Here is a 22618-nt window from a genome sequence, read left to right on the forward strand (position 1 = left end):
GCGTGGATGGCGCGCTTCCGAAGGCTGGCCAAGGACTACGAACGCCTGGCGTCGACGTTGAGAGGGATGCACCTGATCGCGTTCGCGATCCTCATGCTCGCGAAACTCGTGAACTGGGAGAAAAGTGCATAACACGCTCTAAACCTCTCCCGGCGTACCGGGAGAGGGAACCAGACCCCTACTTCGCCATCACAAACTCACCATTGCCATTCCCATCGCCGTGGACTGCGGCTGGTTGCTCGAACCGGTCGCCGGTGTGGGTGCGGGTGGAGCGCAGGAACGGCACGCGGTCCAACACCTTCTCCTGGAACAGCTCCAGGTACAAGTACAGCACCGGCGTCACGTAGAGCGTGATCAGCTGCGACACCAGCAGGCCGCCCACGATCACCAAGCCCAGCGGGCGACGGCCCTCGCCGTCGGCGCCGTGGCCCATGGCGATGGGGACCGCGCCCATGACGGCGGCGAGCGTCGTCATCAAAATCGGGCGGAAACGGTCCATGCTGGCGTGGTGGATCGCGTTCTCGGCGGTGTCGCCGTTGGCGAGCCGCTGGATCGCGAAGTCGACGATCATGATGCCGTTCTTCTTCACGATGCCCATCAGCATGAACAACCCGATGAACGCGTACAGCGACGCCTCGATCGGCGACCCAATCGTCATGTAACCCACCAGGTACAGCGTCGCCAACCCACCCACCAACGCGGTCGGCAGGGTCGAAAGCACCGTGATCGGGTGAACGTAGCTCTCGTACAGGATCGCCAAAATCACGTACATCACGAAGACGGCCAGAACCATCAGCACGATCAGGCTGCTGATCGTCTCGCGGAAGGTCAGCGCCTCACCTTGGAAGCTGCTGCGCAACTGGGGGGGCACCACCTCGGCGGCGATGCCTTCAATCAGGTTGGTCGCGGTGCCGATCGGCACGCCGGGCATCAGGTTGAAGTTGATCGTGACGCTGGTGAACTGGTTCAGGTGGTTCACCGCCTGCGGCCCAACCGTCTCCGTCCACGTCGCCACCGCCGACAGCGGGATCACGCGCGTGCCGTCGTCACTACGCACGTAGAGCTTCTGCAAGTCTTCCGGCCGCGACCGGTCCTCCTGCCCCACTTCCAGGATGACCTGATACTGGTCGTCCGCGCGCTTGATCAGGTAAACGTAGTTCTGGCTGTAGGCGTTCTTCAGCAGCGTCTCGATGCGCGACGCCGATACGCCGTAGGTCTTGGCCTGCTCGCGCAGGATGTCGACGGTTAGGCTCGGCGTGCTCAGGTACATGTCCGAGATTGGCATGCCGGCAAAGGTCTTACCTATTTCCGGCATCAGCCGCATCTGCAGCGCCTCGGCGGCGGCGTAGACCTCCTTGGGGTTGATGCCGCTGATCGTATAGGCGAACTGCCCGCCTTGATTGCTCGTGGCACCGGTCGAGATCTGCAGCACCGGCTGCGGCGTCAGCACGCCAATCGCGCCCGGCAGGCTCATCGCTAACCGCGTGCCCAGTTCACCGGCGACCTCCTGAATGCCCGGATTCTCAACCGTTCGGCCGTCGAACGTCTTCAATGATGGCCGCTCGCTCGGGTCCTTCAGGAACGCGATCAGAAAGCCCATGTTCGACGAGATGAACTGGCCGTTACCGGTCATCGAGAACGTCATCTGCACCGATTCGTTCTCGTGCATAACGCGCTCGGCCATCGTCTGGTACTGCCGCATCTGCGTCGGCGACGAACCTTCCTGGCCGATCATCACGCCCATCGCGAACGAGCTGTCACCCACCGGCAGGAACGCCTTGGGAATGTCGATCAGGAAGAAGATCGTGCCACCCATGCAGACGATCCAGATGATCAGCGACACCCAGCGGTGCTTCAGGAAGAACCACAGGGATCGGGAGTAGAAGTCGAGCACGGGCCGTTCGACCGAGCGGAACGCGCGTTCCATCCACGTCTTCTTGTCGTTGTGGCCGCGCGGCGCGAGCATGCGGGCGCACATCAGCGGGGTCAGCGTCAGCGACACGACACCGCTGGCCAAAATCGCCACGATGATCGTGACCGCGAACTCCTGGAACACGCGACCGATGATGCCGCTCATGAACACCAGCGGCAGGAACACGATCGCCAGCGAGACGGTCATCGACAGAATCGTGAAGCTGATCTCCTTGGCCGAGCTCAGCGTCGCGGTCATCACCGATTCGCCGTACTGTTCCATTCGGCGGACGGTGTTTTCGAGGAACACGATCGCGTCGTCGATCAGGAAGCCGATCGCCAGCGTGATCGCCATCAGCGTGAGGTTGTTCACGCTGTAGCCGAGCATGTTCATCACGATGAACGTCATCAGCAGCGACAGCGGCAGCGCGACGACGGGGATCAGCGTATCAGTCGCGCGACCGAGGAAGACGAAGATCACGGCCACCACGAGCCCGAACGCGATCAGCAGCGTCTCGCGCACCTCGGTGACGCTGTTCACGATCGACTTGCTGCGGTCGTAGATCGGGATGATGTCGACGCCCGCAGGCATCTGCGGCTTCACCTCGGGCAGCAGCGCCTTCACGTTGGCGGCCACCTCGACGGCGTTGGAGCCGGCCTGGCGGAAGACCGCCATGATCACGGTCGCCTTGGGCACTTCGCGCCCACGCACCCAGAAGCGCATGTCGATGCGCTCGTCCTGCACGCTCTCGATCGCGGTCGCGACGTCGCGCAGGTAGATCGGCGAGCCGGTGCGCGTCTCGATGATCAGGTTGTTGTAGTCCTCGGCCGTCTCCAGCTGGCCCTGCGGTTGAATGAGGAACGTGCGGGTCGGCCCGTCGAACTGACCGGCGCCCTGGTAGCTCGTCCCCTGCTGGATGGCGCCGGCGAGGTCGTCCATCGTGAGGTTGCGGGCCGCCAGCGCCGACGGGTCGGCCTTGATGCGGATCGCCGACTTCGTGCCGAAAATCTGCACCTGGCTGACGCCCGACAAAATGCTGACGCGCTGGGCCAACTGCGTGTTGGCCATGTCGTACAGCTGGCCGCGCGTCATCGTGTCGCTGACGACGCCGACGTACAGGATCGGCTGGTCGTTCGGGTTGGTCTTCGTGAACGTCGGCGGCGCCGGCAAATCGACCGGTAAGTTGCCGGTGGCCCGGCTAATGGCGGCCTGCACGTCGGTGGCGGCGCCATCGACGTTTTTCTCGAGGTCGAACTGCAGCGTCAGGCTGGTGAAGCCCTGCGTGCTCTTGCTGGTGATCAGCTCGAGCCCGGGGATCTGCATGAACTGCCGTTCGAGCGGCGTCGCCACGTTGGCGGCCATCGTCTCGGGGCTGGCGCCGGGGTAACCGACCTGCACCTGGATGACCGGGTAGTCGACGGCCGGCAATGCGTCCACCGGCATCTGGCGGTAAGCCAGAATGCCGAACAGGATCGCCGAGATCGTCAGGACGACCGTCATCACGGGCCGACGAATGAAGGGTTCGGAAAGGCTCACAACGTCACCTTCTTGGGATAAGTTCCGATCGCGATCGGACTTTCAGATTCTGTGCTTTTACTTGCATGATCGCCTCAGCGACCGCGCCACGGTCGCTGAGGCACGCGCTACTGTTGAGAACCACTGTTGGGCGCATCACCCGTGCCGGGCGCGGTGCCAGGGACACCCGTGCCGGCGGTGTTGCCTCCGGGGGCTGGCGTGGGCGTCTGTTCGGTGGCGCCACCGGCCTGACCCCCCGCAGCCGCGGGCGCAGGCTCGGCCGGCGGGCCGCCGGCCGGGGGCATACCTTGGGGCGCCATCTGGTTCGGATCGATGATGCTCACCGGGGCGCCGGGAAACAGCATCATCTGCCCGGTTACCACCACCTGCTCGTTGGCCGAGACACCGGTGTCGATCACCGTGTTCGTCCCTTGCCGCTGCCCAATCTTCACAGGTCGCAACTCGGCTTGCTTGTTGGCATTTACGACGAACACAAACGGCCCCTGCTGTCCGACCTGCTGTGCCTGTGTGGGAATCAGCACGGCGCCAGGGATGACGCGCAGGATCAATCGCACGTTGACGAACTGGCCGGGCCAGAAATAACGGTCATCGTTTGGAAGGGTCGCCCGCAACTGCACGGTGCCCGAGCCGTTCTCGACCCGGTTGTCCAGGAACTGCAGTTCACCCGTGCGCGGCTCGGCCGGCTGAGTGGTAGCGCCCGTGTTGGGCAGCGTAACCTGCACCTTCAACGTGCCCTCGGCCATGTGCTTACGAACGAGGGGCAGCGAGCTTTCGCTCGTGGTGAAGTCGACGAACACCGGGTCGAGCGATTGCACGACGACCAGCGTCTCGTCGTTGGCATTCACGACGTTGCCGGGATCGACCAGTCGCTTGCCGGTGCGCCCGTCAACCGGCGACTTGATGTCGCTGTACTCCAGGTTCAGCTTGGCCGTCTCAACCGCGGCCTCACGGGCCTTGATCTGGGCCTCGGCGACTGCGACGGCGTTCTTCCGCTGGTCGATCTGCTCCTGCGACAACGCCCGCACGTCCGTCACGCCGGCAGCGCGCTCATACTCGCTCTTGGCCAACTGCAGGTTCACGCGCGATTGCGCCAGGTCCGCCTCGGCCTGCGCGACGGTGGCTTGGAACGGCCGGGGGTCGATCTTGAACAGCAGGTCCCCCTGTTTCACCTCGGCCCCTTCGGTGAAGTGGGCGCTGAGCAACTTCCCACCGACTTGCGAACGGATCGAGACGTTGTCGGGCGACGCGACGGTACCAATCTCGTCAAGGTACACCGGCACGTCGGCGGTCGTGGCGGGCGCAACAGTCACACTAGCCGGTGGCCGCTCCGCGGGAGGTGGCGCCTCCCGGTTGCACCCGGCTAAAACGGCGGCTGATGTTAACAAGGCGCAAAACCGACCAGTCAGTATCGAAAAATTCAAGGGAGTTCCCGCAAAGGCGTGTGTCATAGCTGAATTCGCTTGTGTGAACGATTGATGTTAGCCACGTCAGGTTAGGAAATCACGTGGTATCGAAAAAAAGCCAAAAGGGCCAGTTAATAGGAACAAACTGTGCTGGTTTCCCCAGCTATTATTCAACATGGGAGCGCCGAGATTCGAACTCGGAACCAAGGGATTATGAGTCCCCTGCTCTAACCGTTGAGCTACACTCCCCTTCTTCGGGTGCGGTCCGTTCGCCGCTTTAATCGAATCCTGCTGATGCTTTACGGACGAACATTGGGGCTTGCCAACTCCGAAGCATCGTTGGCGATTCTAATGGGTGTATGGGGTGAAGCAACCACGCGCGGTGCTAGGGCCGTTATTCCATCAACGGGGTCACGATGCCTGGGGGGATATCTAATAGTCGGTTCCCCACCTTCAGCGTTACAGGAACCGCCGATGGGTTGTACGCCGACTGACGGTTGGCGGCGATCACGATTCGCTCGCGGGCGGCGTGGTAGTCGAACAGTTCGATGTTCGTGCAGTACCACACGTCGTCATGGCCGGCCATCGGGCGATAGATGCGCTCCAAGTCGTCCCAGCGGTTCTGGCGTTGAAACTCGTACGAGTGAGCCCAAATGAAGAAGACGCCCGATCGGTTCGGCGAGCCGTGCAGCGCCTTCCACCTCTCGGGCACGTCCGGATGAAAGTGGTGCGCCGTGCTGCCCCAAGCCAATGGTTCGGCCGGTGGGAAGCAGGGGTCGCGGTTCTCGCACGTGCGGGCATAAACGATGCCCAGTGCGCGCAGCACGTCGATCACCTGCGCGTTGTACGTGCCGAACGGGTACGCCATGCCGCGCACGGGGTAACCCACGAGGTCCTCGAGCGCCCTGCGATCGTCCAGCACTTCTGCAGCCATCTGCGACGCGTCGAGACGTGGCAGGTGCGGATGGGTGACCGTGTGGATCGCCACCTCGTGCCCCGCGTACAGTTCGGCGACCTCGCTGGCATCGAGGCGCCCCCCACTGTCCTCGGTGAGCCGCTCACCGGTCCGGCCGAGCGTGCCCGAGTTCAGGTTGAAGGTACCCTTCATCCCCATGTCGTTCAACGCCGCCACAACACGGCGATCTTCAACGACGCCGTCGTCCCAACTCGTGGTGAACGCGATCCGCTTTCCGCCGGGGAAGTTGGGGATTTCGATGCGAGGGGTCATGGTTAGGTGCCTTCTTAACTCGTCGTTACCATGCACGAGATCCTATAGTTCTATTCGTCATCCCGAGGGGAGCGGTAGCGACCCGAGGGATCGGCGTGGTAGACGGTTGTCGACGTATCGAGATCCCTCCAGGTCGCTTACGCTCCCTTCGAGAGGTCAACGGCGCCTAGCCCTGCCCCAACGCCCACTTCACATCGCCACCCACAATCGTCGTCACCGGCCGACCCTTCAGCTTCCAACCGTGGAACGGGCAGTTGCGGCTCTTGCTCTTGAATTGCTCGATGTCGACTGTCCATTCCAGCTCCGGATCGATAATCGTCACGTCCGCATCCGCTCCGACCCGCAGCGTGCCCTTACGGCTATCCAGCTTCACGATTTCGGCACCGCGGCGAGTCACAAGATCGATCAGCTTCATCCAATCGATACGCCCCGGCTCAACCAGCGCCTTCACGTACAGCGAGAACGCACATTCCAGCATGAGGATGCCAAACGGCGCGTACTGGAACTCGTGCTCCTTCTCCTCGGCCAGGTGTGGCGCGTGATCGGTCGCCAGGCAGTCGATGGTCCCATCGACCACCCCCGCGATGCACGCGGCAACGTCGGCGGCCGTGCGCAGCGGTGGGTTCATCTTGAAATTCGTGTCGTACGTGCGGCAAGACTCGTCCGTCAGCAGCAAATGATGCGGCGCCACCTCCGCGGTGATCGACAGCCCATCCGCCTTGGCCGCCCGCACGATCTCGACGCTCCAGGCGGTGCTGATGTGCTGCACGTGATAGCGGCAGCCAATCGTGCGGTTCAAAAGCAGATCGCGCGCGATCATCAGCTGTTCGGCCTCCCCCGGAATGCCCGGCAGCCCCAACGCCGTCGCCACCACACCGGCGTTCATGCAGCCGCCCGACAGCGAGTGTTCCTCGCAGTGCTGCATGAGGACGGTGTCGAACATCTTCGCGTACTGCAGCGCCTTGCGCATGACGGCCGCGTCGGCGACGCCCGTGCCATCGTCGGTGAACGCCACCGCCCCGCGCTCGTGCATGCTGCCGATCTCGGCCAGTTCCTTGCCCGCCCGCCCCTTGGTGATGGCGCCGGTCGGGTAGACGTTGCACAGTCCCACCCGCTGCGACTCGCGCAGCACAAACTCGATCGCCGCCTCCGTATCCAACGGCGGCTTCGTGTTCGGCATGCAGCAGACCGTCGTGAATCCCCCCGCGACCGCCGCCAGTGCGCCCGAGGCGATCGTCTCTTCCTCTTCATCCCCCGGCTCGCGGAAGTGAACGTGAATATCGATAAGGCCCGGCGTGACAAACTTGCCCGCCGCGTCGATGGTTCGATCGGCCTTGCCGAGATTCTCCCCGATCGCCGCCACCTTCCCATCTCGCAGCAGCACGTCGGCCTTGCGATTGATGTTCTGCGAGGGGTCGAGGACGGTGCCGTTGGTGATGAGGGTGGTCATGAGTGCGAAGATAAGAGACGCGAAGGCGCGAAGGAGGCGCGAAGAAACGCGAAGGTTAAAGGTAGTTATTGATGACGCGCTTGATGCCGTTCCGCATCATCGGGACGTTGAAGTTCATCAGCAATCCTAACTTAAGCTGCTTTGCTTGCAGGTATGCAATCACTTGGCCTGTATGAGCAGGTACAAAGGTTGCCACCGCCTTTAGCTCAAGTACGAGTCGGCCGGCAATCAGGATGTCAATCCGACCTTCGCCAACCAGCTTCCCTTTGTACACGATACCGATCGGCGCTTCGATTTCGTACGGGATCGAGCGAAGGGTCAACTCATGGGCCATCGACAGCTTATATACGCTCTCCTGCTGTCCCGGACCAACGATCCGATGCACTTCAATCGCCGCCCCGATTACCTGCTGCGCCAGATCCTCAACGTCATCCGGCACGCCAGATGTTCCCCGTTCACGAAAGTCATAAATATTCATAAAGCCCCTTCGCGATCCTTCGCGCCTTCTTCGCGCCTTCGCGTCTCTTCACTCCCAACCTGCGTCGTCAAAAACAACACCGCCATCCGCACCGCTAACCCGTTCGTCACCTGTTTCAGAATCCCACTCTGTGGCCCATCGGCGATGTCGGATTGGATTTCTACGCCGCGGTTCATGGGGCCGGGGTGCATGATGAAGACGTCGGGCTTGCAGCGTTGGAAGCGGTCCCACGTTAGGCCGTACATGCGGGTGAACTCGCGGACGGTGGGGAACTGGCTGGTCTTGATGCGCTCGTTCTGGACGCGCAGCATGTTGATCACGTCGACCTCGCCGATGATCGAATCGAAGTCGTTCGTCACTTTGGCGCCCAGCTTTTCGAACGCCCGCGGGCAGAGCGTGCTGGGGCCGACGAAGATGACTTCGGCGCCGAGCTTGGTCAGGCCCCACAAGTTGGACCGTGCCACCCGGCTGTTGCCGACGTCCCCCACCACCGCCACCTTCAGCCCCGCAATGCGGCCGAAGCGTTCGCGGATCGTGTACAGGTCGAGCAACCCCTGCGTCGGGTGCTCGTGCGCACCGTCGCCCGCGTTGATGACGCTGCAGTTGACCGTGCGCGCCAGCAGCTCGGCCGAGCCGGCGGCGGCGTGGCGGATGACGATCGCGTCGATGCCCATCGCCTCGATCGTGCGGGCGGTGTCGATCAGCGTCTCGCCCTTGCTGATGCTCGAACCGCTGCCACTGAAATCGATGATGTCGGCGCTCAGGCGTTGGGCGGCCAGCGCGAAGCTGGTGCGCGTGCGCGTGCTGTCCTCAAAGAACGCGTTGACGATGACCCGGCCGCGCAGCGCGGGCACCTTCTTCACGCTGCGCGTCGAGACCTCCTTGAAACCGTCGGCGGTATCGAGGATGAAGTTGATTTCGTCGGCGTGCAGGGACTCGAGCGCGAGCAGGTGCTTGCGCGTCCACTTCGGCCGGCCGTGCGAGTCGAGTTGGTTCATAGGGCGTGGCGCGGCTCGACCGTGATCTCGTCGACGCCGTCGTTCTCGGTGAATCGGACACAGACTTTCTGGTCAAACGGCAGCTGCCCGAGGTCGATCCCGGTGTAGTCCGCCTGAATCGGCAGCTCCCGCCCGCCCCGGTCGGCCAGCACCGCCAGGCGAATAACCTTGGGCCGCCCGTAATCGGCCAGCGCGTTCAGCGCCGCCCGGACGGTTCGACCGGTAAACAGCACGTCGTCGACCAGCACCATCGGCACCGCGTCGATCGCGCAATCGATTTGCGTCGGCCTTACGAGCGGCCCGGCGCCGATCTCGGACAGATCATCCCGGTAGAGCGTGATATCCAGCACCCCGCGGCCCAGATCGTGATACCCGCGCGATCGCAACTTCTCAGCAATCCGCGACGCCAGCGTCTCGCCGCGCGTGCGAATGCCGATGATGTTGAGCGGTTGGGTCGACGGGAAGTCGGTTGCGATGGTGGAAACGAGCGAGTCGATCGTCTGCTCGACACTGGCCTTGTCGTATGCCTTGCGCATCGGGGGCAGAAGGTACGGGAAACCGGCGGGGATGACAAACCGGGGCTGGAAGGAAGGCGTAGGAGAAAGAGGTTAGGCGATAGCCGTCCGAGCGAATTGTCTTCTGTAGGACAGGCATTCCTGCCTGTCTCTCAGGGCGTCCGCCTCTCCCCCCGTATTCCTGTCTTCTGTGGCACAGGCATTCTTGCCTGTGTCTCTGCCTCTGCGTTGCGCTTAAACAAATGCAAAAGAGACGCGAAGTCGCGAAGGCGCGAAGCCGGACGCTAAGGAAGACGCGGAAAGTAACGCGAACATGCATTTCGGCGGCGGTCTGGGTAAGGCAAAATGCTAATCCGTGCACCATTGTGCACCATTTTGCACCATCGGGTGATGGCAACGGGGATCCACAACGTCACGTACGTCAGCTATTCAGTTGTCAAAGAACACGCTATCCATCTCTACGCTCGCGCTGCGCGATAGACGTTGAATAGGCGCAACACCCTTCGCGTTTCTTCGCGGCTTCCTTCGCGCCTTCGCGTCTCTTTCTTTTCCCAATCGCGACTAGCGCCGCGAGGCAAACAAGAATGTCCGCGCTACCGAAAACAGAAGACAGGAAGAGACACAGGCAAGAAAGAATGCCTGTGACACAGAAGACGGAAGAGAGAATACGGGGGAGAGAAAGACGGGGGGAGAGACAGGCAGGAATGCCTGTCCTACAGAAGACCAACGCGAGGTCATTCGATGGCGGCATCGGTAGTAGGGCCCGCTTCGATGTCGCTGTCCTGCGTCAGGCGGAAGACGGTGACCTCGGGGCGACACCAGTCGCGGATGCGTTGGCCGTAGCTGAGGCCGCGGTTGACGTAGAGGTGGCGACCGTGGACGGCGTAGTAGCCGTGCGTGTAGTGGCGGAACCGCTTGCCGTACAGCTTGCGACCGACGCGGCTCGTCCCCACCTGTCGGCCGTGCGTGTGGCCGCTCAGCATCCACTGCCAAGGGTACGGCATCAGCTGCATCACGTTGGCAGGATTGTGATTCAAACAGAGTATCGGCAGCGACGAATCGACGCCCTTCCACGCGCGGTCCGGATCGATCTGCTTGCTCCACTCGTCGTCCAGCCCCACGATCGCCAGCGGCCGGGTAACGCCCTCGCGGGTGACGATCGCATGTTCGTTGCGCAGCACGTTCAGGCCGCGATCTTCCAATGCTTTCTCGAGGTAATCGCCTCGCCGTGTGGCTTCCTTCGGCAGCGACTTACCGAACATGCTGTAGTCGTGGTTGCCGAACGTGCAGATGCAGCCGTCCTTCGCCTTCAGGTGCGACAGGATGGTCGCGATGCGCTTGGCGTACGGGTAGCCCCCGGTGATCAGGTCGCCGGTGACGACGACGAGGTCGGGCTCCAGCTCGTTCACCCAGCGGACGTACTGCACGAGGTAGCGCTGCCAGACGACCGGGCTGTAGTGCAGGTCGGACAGCTGCACGATGCGGTACCCGACCATCTTCGGATCGAGGTTTGGGAACGGCATCGACCGGCGATGAAAGTCGACCCACCGGCGGTTGAGCGGCAGCGCGTGAACGCCCGTCAGGCCCATGCGCGACATCGTCCGCCAGATCGCCTTGCGCCAGCCGAGCTGCTTGCGCCACTCGGCGTTCTTCAGGTAATCTTTGACGGTTTCGCTCATAAGCAAGGGGGAAGCGGGATGTGTCTCGTAAGAGGGAAGACGCCAGCCGCTGAAGCGGCGAGCCCGGTGCCGTTAGTCGAGCATCTCTAGCGCAGCGGCGATTTCACCGGCAGCGTGGGAGTCTCCCTTGTCTTGCGCGGCTTGAATGCCGGCGCGATAGCTCCGCTTTGCAGAGTCCAGGTCGCCCATGCTTTCGTAGGCAAGGCCCTGCTGGTGATAGGCGTAGCAGTAGCCCTTATCCAGCTCGATCACGCGACTCAGCATGCTGACCGCCTGCGGCAGGTCGCCGAGCTTTTTGTGTTCGAGCGCCAGGCCGTACAGCAGGAACGTGTCGTTTGGCGAGGCGTTCAACATGCCCTCGAGCTTCGACTTGCGATCGTTGGTTGTGTCGGCCACGCGGGTTGGTCTCCTTCAGCGGCAGTGTAGGTGGTCTAGCTGGCATCGCCAAGGTGGAAACGGCTGCAAACCAGTGGGTGGATTGTTGCCGAGCATGGACGCCCCCGTGCCAAGAGGGGCAGCAGCCGAGCACGAAAACCGGTTGCCTGCCTGCGTCCAGGCTAATCTCGGGATAGAATAGACCATCATGCAATCGACCCGTCGCTCGCACGTCGCGTTCCTGCTGGCCGTGTCGCTCGGCTGTGGCCTGGCGGTCGCGCAGGCGCCGACCACGGTCCCGGCCACCACACAACCCACAACCGATGCCGCCGACCCCACTGCGGCGGCTCAGGCGGCGGCGGTGGCGGCGTTTGTGCCGGAGGGGCCGACGATGACGGTTGATGACCTGTCCGCCGTCTTCCACCTGTCGGCCCAGAACGGCTTCCTGTCGCTCAGCACCGATCTGGAACCGACCGACGGCAGCGTCTTCGTGAAGGTCGACGGCCTCGTGCCCGGTGGCGACGTGAACGTGTCGGCCGCCGACGAGGGGGGTGGCAGCCCGCGGCTGCGCCTGCTGCGCTTCACCACGCCACCCGACTCGTTTCCCAACCCGATCTCGAAGACGACGATTGCCGCGATCAGCAACCGCATCGACTTCAGCCAGGACAGTGAGTTCGGCGGGTGGGTGCGCAGCGTGCACTTCATCCAGCAGATCCCCTTCGATGCCGACGACATCGACGACCCGCCGGTCAAGCTGTACGTGAACCTCAGCAGCACCGTGAGCGACGCCGCCCCCGTAAAGCTTCAGCTGACGGCCGGCTCGTTCGTCGAGTTGCAGCAACGGCACGCGGAAGAGGTGTCGCTTTACCTCGTGCCGATGTTTGCACTGCTGCAGCAGGAAAAGCTCTTCGCGCCCGATCCTACGATCGCTCGCCAAGCGCTGCTCGGTGAGGCGACGGCCGACCCGGATTTGGCCAGGCAGGTAAACGAGTTGATCCAGCGATTGGGCGCCGACGCCCCCGCCGCCCGCAGCGAGGCCTACGCCGCGCTTGAACAACTGGGCGAGCCCGCCGCCAACATCGCGGCGACGGTGGATCGCACGAACCTGTCGGCCGAGCAGAACAGCCTGCTGGACACGCTGCTGGCGGCCCGCCTCGGCGCGTTGCCACAGGACGCGCAGCAACTGGCCCGCCAGCCGATCTTCCTGCTGAACTGCCTGCTGCTGGACGACGCCAAACTCCGTACCGCCGCGTTCGATCGGCTAAAGACGCTGACCGCCCTGCCGTTGGAGTTCGATCCCCAAGCCAACGCTGCCACCAGAAGGGCTCAGGCCCTGAAGGTTCGCACGCAAGTCCACGGCTGGGCCACCACGCGACCCGCGGGCGTTGCCCGGTAAACACGTTGTCATCCCGATGGGAGCGGTAGCGGCCTGAGAGCTTTCAGGTCGCTACCGCTCCCATCGGGATGACATTCGCGCGCCTGCCTTGGTCGCGCGACTTTCTCCTCATCGACGCTCGCGTTCGCTTCGCGCACAATAGCTGCCCATGAGCGTTCAGACGCATTTGCGGAACACCTTCCTCGCCGGCACGTTCGCGGCCGCCCCGGTGGCAGTGACGGTGGCGCTCATCTGGTGGGTGGAATCGACCGTCCGCGAGTTCACGCGCATCAACATCCCGTTCGTCGGCGTGCTGCTTGCCCTCGTCGGCATCTACCTGCTGGGCCTGGCCGTCACCAGCTTCATCGGCAAAGCGCTGCTGAACTTCGCCGACCGAGTGCTGTCGCGCGTGCCGATCTTCAAGACGATCTACCAGGCCTGGAAGCAGATCTCCCTGACCGCAGGCGGGCGCGAGGGCGTGTTCACGAAGGTCGTGCTGGTGCCCGACGAGACCGGCCGCACGTGGGTGATGGGCTTCACGGAAGGCACGCCGATCGCCAACGATCCGGCCCACATCTGCGTCTTCGTCCCCGCCGCCCCGAACCCAATGAACGGCCGGCTGTACTTCGCCCGCGCCAGTGAATGCCGGATGACGGACCTGACGACGGAAGAGGCCTTCAAGCTGCTGCTGTCGGGTGGGAACTACGTGCCCGACGAGATCGGGCTGGCGACGAAGGATGCGCCGGCGGTGAGCTGAGGGAATAACGGACGCTCAGCCGATCTACTTCGCGATTTCTTCGCACCTTCGTGCCTTCGCGTCTCTTCCTTATTTTGATCGCGGCTCCGCCGCATGGCAGACAATAATGTCCGTTCCACCAAGAAGACAAAGACTGAAGAGACACAGGCAAGAATGCCTGTGCCACAGAAGTGCGGCAGAGAGAATACGGGGGGAGAGAAATGCCGGGGGGGGGAGAGACAGGCAGGAATGCCTGTCCTACAGAAGAGGAGGCCCAATCCTAGTGTGGACTGCACTACGGTGCCTACATCAGCGGTTCCAGCTGCCGTTGGCTGTGCGGGTCGAGGGTGTCGAACTGCGGCAGTTCGAAGACGTTGCCATCGGCGTCCTTGATGCGGAAACGGCCGTCGTTCAGGAAGCGGATGTCCTCGCGCTCCTGCACGCGGAAACTCGCGGGGCCGCGGTCGGTGATCACCGACCACTGCTGATGCCCGAACTTCAGGTCGACCGATTCGATGCGCTCGATGCGCGGGATAAAGCTGACCTCGGCCAACGCGCCGCCGATGAACTGCCGCTTGACCGGCTCGACGGCGGACAGGTCCTCGATCATCAGCAGTTCCTTCCCCTCGCTGCTGCGAATGCTGATGTAGTGCTGCGGATTGCTCCAGGGGAACGCCCTGCGGATGCGCACGTCCACTGCATCGTCCTGCCCCGGGCGTTTGAGGATCATCCGACCCTGCGCGTCTCGGTCAAGTTCGAACTCAGCGGGCAGCGTGTTGGCGGTCTCGGACATGCGATCTTTCCTTTGCTGAAGCCGAGTTGTAGGACCACCGCAAGGCCCTGTCCAGGACGCGTTATGACCACTGGGGCCAGTGATGTCGGCGAAACGACTCTGGGTGTTACGGTTTGGTACTCCAAGCCGTGTTCAGGGGAACGTCAGCACGGCTTGGAGTACCAAACCGTAACACCCAGCGCGCTACCGAACGACACCGTCCATAAGCGATCGATCCAATCTCGAATTGCTCAGCAGGCCCCTGCCGATTCCATGCGGAAGTTCTGGCAGCGCAGTTCGACTGCGCGGGCCCGGGCGCGGTCGATCAGCAGGTGCCCAACACCCTGCGAGGCGTGCACCTCGTCAACGCTGAAGCACTCGACGTACGCCTCGACGGCGGCCTTGCCGTCGCCATCGAATACGACGTGATGGCCCGCGTCCTCCACCGGTTGCACGCGGAAGCAGAGCTGGCCAACAGGGTCAGCTCCAATGAAGGCCACCAGCAGGTTCTGCCTCGCCGACAGCCAACCGTCAGCGTCGATGTGCAACGTCTGGCGATAGCCGCCTCGGTCAACCAGTTCCAGCACCTGCGGCCAGTGGGCGTGCCAGTTGTCGACCAGTTCGATGCGCGGCACCAAAGCCGCGGCGGCGTCGCTCACGCCGCCCGTGACGCCACCCGTGCATTGCTGTTGTTCATACGTCATGGAAACCATCCGCAGACATGTTCGGCTCGTCGTTCCGTCGCAAGCCATCACTGATGACAAGACGCACGACGCGCCCAATTGTTTCGCAAATACCGGGCCTTCATGAGAATTGATCAGTCGTGCGGGAAACTGGCCGCTGAAAGCGGCCAGTCCGGCGATGCAGGTGCCCCTTGCATCAGCGAATCGCGACCTGCGCGTTCATTTCTGCCTGCGTCCTGTGCAGCTTCGCGTAGACACCGTCCGGCTTGTCCACCAGTTCCTCGTGCAGGCCCTGCTCGGCGACGCGCCCCTTCTCCAGCACTACTAACCGGTCGGCGGCTTGTAACGTGCTTAACCGATGGGCGATCGCGATCGTCGTGCGACCCTCGACCAGCCGATCGAGCGCCTGCTGAATCTGCTTCTCGGTCTCAGTGTCAACGCTGCTCGTGGCCTCGTCTAGGATGAGGATTCGTGGGTTGTGTAGGATCGCCCGCGCAATGCTGATGCGTTGGCGCTCGCCACCCGACAGGCTCTGCCCGCGCTCGCCGACCATGGTGTCGTAACCATCAGGGAAACCCACTACGAAATCATGCGCGTTGGCCGCCTTGGCCGCTGCGACGATTTGCGCTTCGCCAGCGTCGGGGTTGCCGTAGCGGATGTTGTCGGAGATCGTGCCGTGGAACAGGTACGGCTCCTGCAGCACCATGCCCACCTGCCGGCGGAGCCAGCGCACGTCGTAGTCCCGCAAATCGCGACCATCCAGCAGAATCTGACCATCCGTCGGGTCGTAGAACCGGCTGATCAGGTTCACGAACGTGCTCTTGCCTGCCCCGCTGGGCCCGCACAGGCCGATCATTTCGCGGGGCTCGACGACCATGCTCACCTCGCGCAGCGCCGGGGCCGTCCCTTCATAGCTGAAACTGACCTGCTTGAACTCCACGCGCCCCTCGAGCTTGTCCGGCGACAACGCCCCCTCGCGCGAGTAGATCTCCGGCGGCGTATCCAGCACCTCGAACACGCGCTGCGCACTGGTGGCGGCCCGCGTCACCATGCGGTTGCTGTTGGCCAGTTCCATCACGGGTTGATAGAACTGCCAGACGAGTGCCGTGAACATCACCAGCGTGCCCAAGTCAAAGCCGCGCTGGCCGCTCGTGTTCGTCAATACCAGGTAGCCGCCCACCGCCCAGACGATCAGCGCCCCCAGCCGCATCAGTCCGCTCACCAGCGCCTGCATGCCGGTCCAGACGCCGTGGATCTCCTGTTCCTTGGCGGTGAACTCGTTGCTGCGCCGGTCGAAGCGTTCGATCTCACGGCCCTCGTTGGCGAAGGCCTTCACGACCTTCACGCCCGGCAGCGCGTCGCCCACCACGCCCGTCAACCGACTCCAGTAGGTCCACATGCGGCCGAACATTCGCTGCATCTTCTTGCCGCGGTAGTACGTGATGATTGCCAGCACCGGCACCGGCGCCAGCGTGACGGCCGCCAGCCGCCAGTTCGTCCAGAACATGATCGCCGAGATGAAGAAGATCATCGCCACGTCGCGGATCAGGTTCACGCTGCCGAACACGATGAAGTCCCACAGCCGCTCGGTGTCGTTCGTCACCCGCGTAATCAAACTGCCCGTCCGCCGCTTGGCGAAGTAGCGCAGCGACAGGTCGTGCAGGTGCGCGTAGACCATGTGGCGCAAGTCGCCGGTAATCGTCGTGCCCACGCGCGACAGGATCAGCAACCGCCAGGCGCTGATCGACTCGGTGATGACGATCGCGATCGCCATCAGTCCGCACCAGCGGAGGATGTTCGAATATTCCCGGCCGGCTTCGATGTCGTTCACGATGCGCTTCGTCAGGTACGGCGGCACCACCGCCATCGCCGCCACCACCAGCGTCAGGCTCAGCGCGATCCAGATCTTTGACCGGTACGGCTTGGCCACGTCGATCAACCGCCACAAGATCGCCCGGCTCTGCAGGCAGTTCGGGCAGACGCCCTCGGCGTACGACGGGATCAGCTGGCCGCACTTGGCGCAGTGCTCGTTCTTCTCCGCCTCGCGCTCCACCTGCTCCAGCCATTCGGGGGGCATCTCGTCGGGGCTCTGCTTGCTCGGCAACCGCCGCTCGAGCTTGCGGTGCACCTTGGTCATGCCCCGGCGGTGCGCCTTCGTGTAGCGCAGCTCGGCCAACAGCTTGTCGCCCACGATCACGTTCAACCGGTCGACGCCCATCCCCTCGGCGATCTTGGCCGACTCGATCGTCGCGATGTCGACCGCGCTCGCCGGGGCGCTACCGCTGAAGATCAACAGCTGCCGTTCGGTCAGCACCACGTACTGCTGCTGGTATCGGCCGCGCGCGTCGATGTCGAACTCGCTCCACGCGACGACGGACTGGCCCGTAAGCTGTCCGTTCAGCTGCCCCTTCAGGTTGGCTGGCAGTCCGGATTCCCCCTCGGCGGACACGATCTTAGATGGTGACGACGACGCGCGCGGCGACTGGCTCATGTATTCCCTCGGGTCCATTCTAGGACACCCAGTACGGTTGTCGCCGATCCTTATTCTGTCCGCAATCGTGTAAACTTTTCCCCATGACCCCTGCCAAGCCCGTGGCCCTGGTGACCGGCGGCGCCAAACGCGTCGGCCGGGCGATCGTCGAACGTCTGGCCGCCGAAGGCTTTAACATCGCCTTCACCTACCACGGCAGCACCGCCGCCGCCGCCGAACTGGTCGCCACCCTCACCAATCACGGCACCACCGCCCTCGCTATCCAGTGCGATCTGACCGACCCCGACCCTGCCACCGCCGAGATCGCTACCCGCATTACCGCCCACTTCGCCCGCTTGGATGTGCTCGTCAACAACGCCAGCCTCTACGAGCCCAGCGACCTGAGCCACGCCACCCTCGCCCAGCTCCGCCGCTTCCAAGCCATCCACGTCGAGTCCCCCCTGCTGCTCTGCCAGCGCCTTGCCGCCCTGCTGCGTGCCGGCGACGGGGGTCACATCATCAACATGGTCGACGTGCTCGCCGAGCGTCCCTGGCCGCAATACCTGGCCTACTGCACGACGAAGGCCGCCCTCGTCAACCTCACCCTTGGCCTCGCCCGCGAGCTGGCCCCGCAGGTCACCGTCAACGGCATCGCCCCCGGCGTCGTCGAATGGCCGCCCGGCTATCCCGAAGATGAAAAGCAAAAGTACCTCCAGCGCGTCCCCCTCGCCCGACCCGGCACATCCACCGACGTCGCCGAACTGATCGCCTTCCTCGTGACCCGCGGCACCTACATCACCGGCCAGATCATCCGGCTGGATGGGGGACGGATGCTAACGTGATGATTCTCCGCCCACACGACCCGCAATCGCTCGTAGCTCCTTCTGCAGCCGGTTGTCGGGCAGATGGGACGTGGTCCCGCGATCGATGCGGGCCGCAACGTACTCCCGCAGCATCGCCACCTCGGCGGGCGTCGCGCTGAACTCCAGATGCACCGGCTCGCTTCGCCACTTCCATGCCGATTCGGTCGACCGGATTCGGATCCGATAAATGCCAGGCTTCCGTTCCCCGATCACCACGTGCCGCAACTTCGCCCACGGTGTCGGCGGATGGGTTTGCCAATCATCCGCAAGCGTCAAAAGAGCCGGCGGAAGCGGTTTCCTTAGCCACACGTCGAGCAGATGGGCAATCGCAAATGCACCTACGCCCCCCATTGCGATCCAGAACCACACAAGTGTTCCACTATGCACGGCGAACGCCACGCTAAGGCCCACGATCATCAACGGCACCAGATACGGCATCAGCGACTTCAACGTCGACGGCCCAGTCAAGTCGTCGTGTTGAACGCACCCGTGCAAATTCATCCGAACTTGCGCTAGCCCCGGATGACGAGATTCGCCCCGCGCGAAGAATTGAATCGCTTGGAAGAAGGCATGGAAGACCAGCAGACCCGCCACCCACGTCCAACCCGTGTGCCTGCCATTGAAAATCTGCGGCAAGAAAATAAGCCCACCCCATGCGACCAGCCACCCCACCCGCCCCCTGCTGGCATTGCCGATGCGCTCGTGCGCCCCAACGCCGTGGCCGTAGATCAGGACCACCTCGGCATCCGTCTCCTGCCCGCACTCCGGGCAGTTTCCCGCGATCGGCAACCCGATCAGCGCGTACCCGCACTTGGCGCACACGTCCGTCGCCGGCCGGCCGTCGTCGGTGAAGAGGCGGGGATGTTGAGGGTCGGCGGGAGGCACGTCTGGACCATTGTCGGCCGCCGGGCACGCCAAGACAACGAAAACCGGCGCCCGTCTTTCAACGGGCGCCGGCGGAGGAGGAGGAGGACGCGGTCGACGAACACCGATGGCCGTTACAGCACGCGGATGTCGAGCGTATACGCGCCGGTGCTGCGGCCGACGAGGTCGCCCAGGCCGCTCAGCGGGTCGTAGCCGGTGTTGCCGGTGCTGCTGACGGCGACGTAGTACGTGCCGGCCGTCGCGAACGTGTAGGCGACGTACGGGCTGAGGTGGATCCGCTCGCCGGGCGCGACGCCGTTCTCGTTGGCGGCCAGCTGCCGGCCGCTGCTGTCGAACAGGCGCAGGTAGCTATCGAGCCCGCTGCCGTTGTTGTCAACGTCGAACCCGACCCGCTGGCCGGCGGCGACGGTGATGCGGAACACGTCCACGTCCGTGCCGTCGGCGATGTCCTGGTTGATCTTCATCGTGTTCAGCGGCGCGCCCGTCGCGGTCGACAGCCGGTCGTTGGTGTCGGTCGGCGTCGGGCCCGGCAGGACGCGCACGTCCAGCGTGTAGGCGCCGGTGCTGTTGCCGTTGGTGTCGCCGGTGCCGGTGATCGGGTTGTAGGCCCGGTTGTCCTTGCCGCTGACGGCGACGTAGTACGTGCCGGCGGCGGGGAACGTGTAGGCGAGGTACGGGCTGCGGTGGATCTGCTCGCCGGGCGCGATGCCGTCGTCGTTGGCGGCGATCTGGCGGCCGGTGCTGTCGAACAAACGCATGTAGCTGTCGAGCGGGCTGCCGTTGGTGTCGACGTCGAAGCCGACGCGCTGGCCCTGCTGTACGGTGACGCGGTAGAGGTCGACGTCGGTGCCGTCGGCGGCGATGTTCTGGTTCGTCTTCGTCGTGTTCAGCGGCGCGCCGGTCGCGGTCGACAGCGTGTCGTTCGTGTCGACGATCGCGGGCGTCGTCGGCTCGCCCTGGTAGCGCACCATTAACGCCCCGCCGGGCTGGGCTTCGGGCGGGATGGGCGTACCACTAAAGTTCCCCACCCTGCCCGCTGCCAGGATCCGGCCGTCGGGCTGGACAAGCACGGCACTGTGCTCGCTCTCGGCGATGTTGAGGTAGCCGTCGTACGCGATTTGGGCAAACGAGTCCTCACGTTCACCGGGGTTGGGGTTGAACGAGTTGTCCCCCACGATGCCTGAACTGGTGATGTCGTAGCTGGCGACGAAGAAGGTGGTGATCTCGGAACTCTCCCAGTTTTGAGCACCGAGCGACCCGACGACGTACAGGTTGTTCCCCACGACCATCGCGGAAGTGGGGTTCACATACGGGTTGTCCGATCTCCACCATCCCATCGGCCCTTTTGTAATGTTCGGCGACAGTTCACCCGCGGCACTGTACGTCAGCAGCCGGTAGTTCGTGTCCGCATACTCGCCATCGATATCCCGAAAGGTGTATTCCGAGACCGCCACCACGCGACCGTCGGGCAGGACGAGCAGGTCTTTCAACTGGTCGCGACCGTTCTCGGGTTCAGCAAGATCGTTGGGATAATCGATGCCGATGTTCGTCTGCACATAACCCTGATCGTCAGGGCCGAACGTGCCGTCGATCGCGCCGTTGGCGTTCAGCGCGAACAGGTTGACGTCGTAGTCGCTCCGTCCGCCGATGAACACGGTGCCACCGACGTAGATGCGTCCGTTGCTGGCAACCGCCAGCTCCGGGCTGAAGGAAATGTACGAGCGCGTCCCACCCTCAACCCCCACGCGCGGCAGCGTGGTGGTGGGCGACGAGCTGCCGTCGGTGCCGAACGCGTTGTCCGGCGAGCCGTCGGCGTTGAAGCGGGCGACGTACCCCAGGCCGCTGGCCGTCTCGCCGGTCGCCAGGATCTTGCCACTGCTTAGCACCGCGAAATCGTTGACCGCGCCGGTGCGGTCGCTGGTCGGCCCGGCGTAGGTGACGATGCCGTCGCCGCCGCCGAACGACGTGTCGATCGTGCCGTTGCTGTTGAACCGCGCCAGCGCCAGCGTCGACGCATCACCGCTGCCGGTGCCACCGGCGACGAGGATCTTGCCCCCGCTGATCAGTTCGACATGCTCGGCCACGAACGGCACCGCCACCCGGCCATCACCGCCACCGAACGCGCCGTCGAGCGAGCCGTTGGCGTTGTAGCGGAGCAGGAGCGACCCGTCGCCGATCGCGACGATCTTGCCGTCGCCCTGCAGCGCGATGTCGTTGAACGCCGTCAGCGACGTGTCGCTTGCCACGCCGTCCCCACCCCCAAAGCTCGTGTCGACCGACGACGCCGACAGCAGCCGGCGGTCCTCCAGCCGTTCGATCTGCAACGCCGGGCGTCGCTGCCCCACCGCCTCCCGCAGCGCCGCCGTCGCGGCCCGCTGCATCTTCCGCCGAACGTCCGAGCCGCGCGTGTCCATCGATAGCGACATAATAGTCTTCCCAATTGTTCAGGTTCGTCTGATCACCCGATGGGGACTGGAGCGACCGCTCCCAACGCGGTGCAACGTTCCCACCCACACGACGACCGGCCACCCACCGGCACGCCCGCCCCACCGACCGTAGCGATCTCAGGGAACTCCCGCAACCGCTAAACAAGAGTGAATCGACCCCAGCCACCCCAACCGCCCAATGCGGCCTGTGCCGGCGAGCCCCGCGGCTCTGCTGACGATGCGATGTCGCGCCAAGCACGCCAAGCCGCCAAGCACGCCAAGGATGAAAAGAAGTATGAAGAAGGGATCGACCCCAACCGATGCCACGCCCGTTCCCCGCCCGCGCAGCCGATGACTCCGCCCCCGAAGCTCGCCCGCCCTTCGCGACCACCGACCACGGTTACCGATCGTGATTGAACCGTGCGCCCCGCTGATGTAGGTGCCACAGGTCGCGGTACCGCAGACCTGCCTCTTCCTTCACGGATAACACACCGGCCTGCGATTACGCCGACCCGTGGCCCCCGCCCTCACCCAAACGGCAGCACCACCGCCGTCACGCCCGCCCACGCCCCACCATCGCTCGCCACGATCCCGTTATCCGCCCCCGCCGTCAGCGTGACCGCCCCCGGCACCGGCGGCACCGATTGCGTCACCAGCCCAATCCGCACCGTCGCCGGCCCCTCGAGCGTCGCCCCGCCCGTGCCGATCAGCTGGTCCAACATCGCCCCCGGATCGTTCACGATGATCGCCGCCCCATCGATCGCATCCACGTCGATCGCCCTGCTGAACGTCAACGTCAACACAAGGTCCACCTCGCCGTCGTACACCGCCGAC

18 protein-coding genes and 1 tRNA gene are annotated in these 22618 nt (G+C 64.0%); 3 read left to right on the forward strand and 16 right to left on the reverse strand.

What is annotated here, in order from left to right; genetic code table 11:
- Positions 1–178 precede the first annotated feature (178 nt).
- From VGN72_16790 to VGN72_16835, 10 genes are all read right to left on the reverse strand, one after another.
- Positions 179–3448, reverse strand: coding sequence for an efflux RND transporter permease subunit (locus tag VGN72_16790; protein ID HEV7301027.1), 3270 nt, complete (start codon positions 3446–3448; stop codon positions 179–181).
- A gap of 107 nt (positions 3449–3555) precedes the next feature.
- Positions 3556–4758 carry an efflux RND transporter periplasmic adaptor subunit gene (locus tag VGN72_16795; GenBank protein ID HEV7301028.1) on the reverse strand — a complete coding sequence of 401 codons (1203 nt, stop codon included), beginning with the start codon at positions 4756–4758 and terminating at the stop codon, positions 3556–3558.
- 269 nt (positions 4759–5027) lie between these two features.
- Positions 5028–5100: transfer RNA gene (locus VGN72_16800), tRNA-Ile, on the reverse strand.
- Between the two features lie 145 nt (positions 5101–5245).
- Positions 5246–6079 (reverse strand): polysaccharide deacetylase family protein, encoded by an 834-nt coding sequence (locus VGN72_16805; protein ID HEV7301029.1) that lies wholly within the window; start codon positions 6077–6079, stop codon positions 5246–5248.
- A gap of 166 nt (positions 6080–6245) precedes the next feature.
- Positions 6246–7529 carry a dihydroorotase gene (locus VGN72_16810; GenBank protein ID HEV7301030.1) on the reverse strand — a complete coding sequence of 428 codons (1284 nt, stop codon included), beginning with the start codon at positions 7527–7529 and terminating at the stop codon, positions 6246–6248.
- A 55-nt stretch (positions 7530–7584) separates the two neighbouring features.
- Positions 7585–8007 carry a GxxExxY protein gene (locus tag VGN72_16815; protein HEV7301031.1) on the reverse strand — a complete coding sequence of 141 codons (423 nt, stop codon included), beginning with the start codon at positions 8005–8007 and terminating at the stop codon, positions 7585–7587.
- Positions 8004–9005, reverse strand: coding sequence for an aspartate carbamoyltransferase catalytic subunit (locus VGN72_16820; GenBank protein HEV7301032.1), 1002 nt, complete (start codon positions 9003–9005; stop codon positions 8004–8006). Before VGN72_16820 ends, VGN72_16815 begins: the two co-directional genes overlap by 4 nt.
- The gene (gene pyrR / locus VGN72_16825) at positions 9002–9541 is read right to left on the reverse strand and encodes a bifunctional pyr operon transcriptional regulator/uracil phosphoribosyltransferase PyrR (protein ID HEV7301033.1); all 540 of its coding nucleotides are present in this window, start codon (positions 9539–9541) and stop codon (positions 9002–9004) included. Before pyrR ends, VGN72_16820 begins: the two co-directional genes overlap by 4 nt.
- Positions 9542–10254: 713 nt before the next feature.
- Positions 10255–11199, reverse strand: coding sequence for a metallophosphoesterase (locus tag VGN72_16830; GenBank protein ID HEV7301034.1), 945 nt, complete (start codon positions 11197–11199; stop codon positions 10255–10257).
- A 72-nt stretch (positions 11200–11271) separates the two neighbouring features.
- The gene (locus VGN72_16835) at positions 11272–11595 is read right to left on the reverse strand and encodes a tetratricopeptide repeat protein (GenBank protein HEV7301035.1); all 324 of its coding nucleotides are present in this window, start codon (positions 11593–11595) and stop codon (positions 11272–11274) included.
- A 187-nt stretch (positions 11596–11782) separates the two neighbouring features.
- Between VGN72_16835 and VGN72_16840 the strand changes: the two genes are divergently transcribed.
- A complete protein-coding gene (locus VGN72_16840; GenBank protein ID HEV7301036.1) occupies positions 11783–12970 on the forward strand; it encodes a hypothetical protein in 1188 nt (395 codons plus the stop codon).
- A 148-nt stretch (positions 12971–13118) separates the two neighbouring features.
- Entirely contained in the window at positions 13119–13706 is a 588-nt protein-coding gene (locus VGN72_16845; protein ID HEV7301037.1) for a DUF502 domain-containing protein, read from the forward strand.
- 283 nt (positions 13707–13989) lie between these two features.
- On the opposite strand, the gene VGN72_16850 is transcribed toward VGN72_16845, so the two are convergent.
- The 3 genes from VGN72_16850 to VGN72_16860 form a co-directional block, all read right to left on the reverse strand.
- Complete coding sequence (locus tag VGN72_16850) at positions 13990–14478, reverse strand: DUF1854 domain-containing protein (protein HEV7301038.1); 489 nt, start codon at positions 14476–14478, stop codon at positions 13990–13992.
- Between the two features lie 230 nt (positions 14479–14708).
- The gene (locus VGN72_16855) at positions 14709–15161 is read right to left on the reverse strand and encodes a GNAT family N-acetyltransferase (GenBank protein ID HEV7301039.1); all 453 of its coding nucleotides are present in this window, start codon (positions 15159–15161) and stop codon (positions 14709–14711) included.
- 175 nt (positions 15162–15336) lie between these two features.
- On the reverse strand, positions 15337–17631 hold the full coding sequence (locus tag VGN72_16860) for an ABC transporter ATP-binding protein (GenBank protein HEV7301040.1): 2295 nt from the start codon (positions 17629–17631) through the stop codon (positions 15337–15339).
- Between the two features lie 83 nt (positions 17632–17714).
- Here VGN72_16860 and VGN72_16865 point away from each other — a divergent pair, with 83 nt between their 5' ends.
- Positions 17715–18452, forward strand: a complete 738-nt coding sequence (locus VGN72_16865) for an SDR family oxidoreductase (protein ID HEV7301041.1) — start codon at positions 17715–17717, stop codon at positions 18450–18452.
- On the opposite strand, the gene VGN72_16870 is transcribed toward VGN72_16865, so the two are convergent.
- From VGN72_16870 to VGN72_16880, 3 genes are all read right to left on the reverse strand, one after another.
- Complete coding sequence (locus VGN72_16870; protein ID HEV7301042.1) at positions 18444–19211, reverse strand: hypothetical protein; 768 nt, start codon at positions 19209–19211, stop codon at positions 18444–18446. The genes VGN72_16865 and VGN72_16870 overlap by 9 nt on opposite strands.
- Positions 19212–19471: 260 nt before the next feature.
- Positions 19472–21784 (reverse strand): DVUA0089 family protein, encoded by a 2313-nt coding sequence (locus VGN72_16875; protein HEV7301043.1) that lies wholly within the window; start codon positions 21782–21784, stop codon positions 19472–19474.
- A gap of 527 nt (positions 21785–22311) precedes the next feature.
- On the reverse strand, positions 22312–22618 hold a 307-nt coding region (locus tag VGN72_16880; GenBank protein HEV7301044.1), incomplete at its 5' end, for a hypothetical protein.

Source organism: Tepidisphaeraceae bacterium (assembly GCA_035998445.1).
GTDB lineage: Bacteria > Planctomycetota > Phycisphaerae > Tepidisphaerales > Tepidisphaeraceae > DASYHQ01.

Excerpts from the sequence above, each read along its gene's own strand:
- VGN72_16830 (HEV7301034.1), bottom strand. The coding sequence starts at position 11,199 with ATGAGCGAAACCGTCAAAGATTACCTGAAGAACGCCGAGTGGCGCAAG.
- pyrR (HEV7301033.1), bottom strand. The coding sequence starts at position 9,541 with ATGCGCAAGGCATACGACAAGGCCAGTGTCGAGCAGACGATCGACTCG.
- VGN72_16850 (HEV7301038.1), bottom strand. The coding sequence starts at position 14,478 with ATGTCCGAGACCGCCAACACGCTGCCCGCTGAGTTCGAACTTGACCGA.
- VGN72_16875 (HEV7301043.1), bottom strand. The coding sequence starts at position 21,784 with ATGTCGCTATCGATGGACACGCGCGGCTCGGACGTTCGGCGGAAGATG.
- VGN72_16805 (HEV7301029.1), bottom strand. The coding sequence starts at position 6,079 with ATGACCCCTCGCATCGAAATCCCCAACTTCCCCGGCGGAAAGCGGATC.
- VGN72_16860 (HEV7301040.1), bottom strand. The coding sequence starts at position 17,631 with ATGAGCCAGTCGCCGCGCGCGTCGTCGTCACCATCTAAGATCGTGTCC.
- VGN72_16820 (HEV7301032.1), bottom strand. The coding sequence starts at position 9,005 with ATGAACCAACTCGACTCGCACGGCCGGCCGAAGTGGACGCGCAAGCAC.
- VGN72_16810 (HEV7301030.1), bottom strand. The coding sequence starts at position 7,529 with ATGACCACCCTCATCACCAACGGCACCGTCCTCGACCCCTCGCAGAAC.
- VGN72_16815 (HEV7301031.1), bottom strand. The coding sequence starts at position 8,007 with ATGAATATTTATGACTTTCGTGAACGGGGAACATCTGGCGTGCCGGAT.
- VGN72_16845 (HEV7301037.1), top strand. The coding sequence starts at position 13,119 with ATGAGCGTTCAGACGCATTTGCGGAACACCTTCCTCGCCGGCACGTTC.
- VGN72_16865 (HEV7301041.1), top strand. The coding sequence starts at position 17,715 with ATGACCCCTGCCAAGCCCGTGGCCCTGGTGACCGGCGGCGCCAAACGC.
- VGN72_16840 (HEV7301036.1), top strand. The coding sequence starts at position 11,783 with ATGCAATCGACCCGTCGCTCGCACGTCGCGTTCCTGCTGGCCGTGTCG.
- VGN72_16855 (HEV7301039.1), bottom strand. The coding sequence starts at position 15,161 with ATGACGTATGAACAACAGCAATGCACGGGTGGCGTCACGGGCGGCGTG.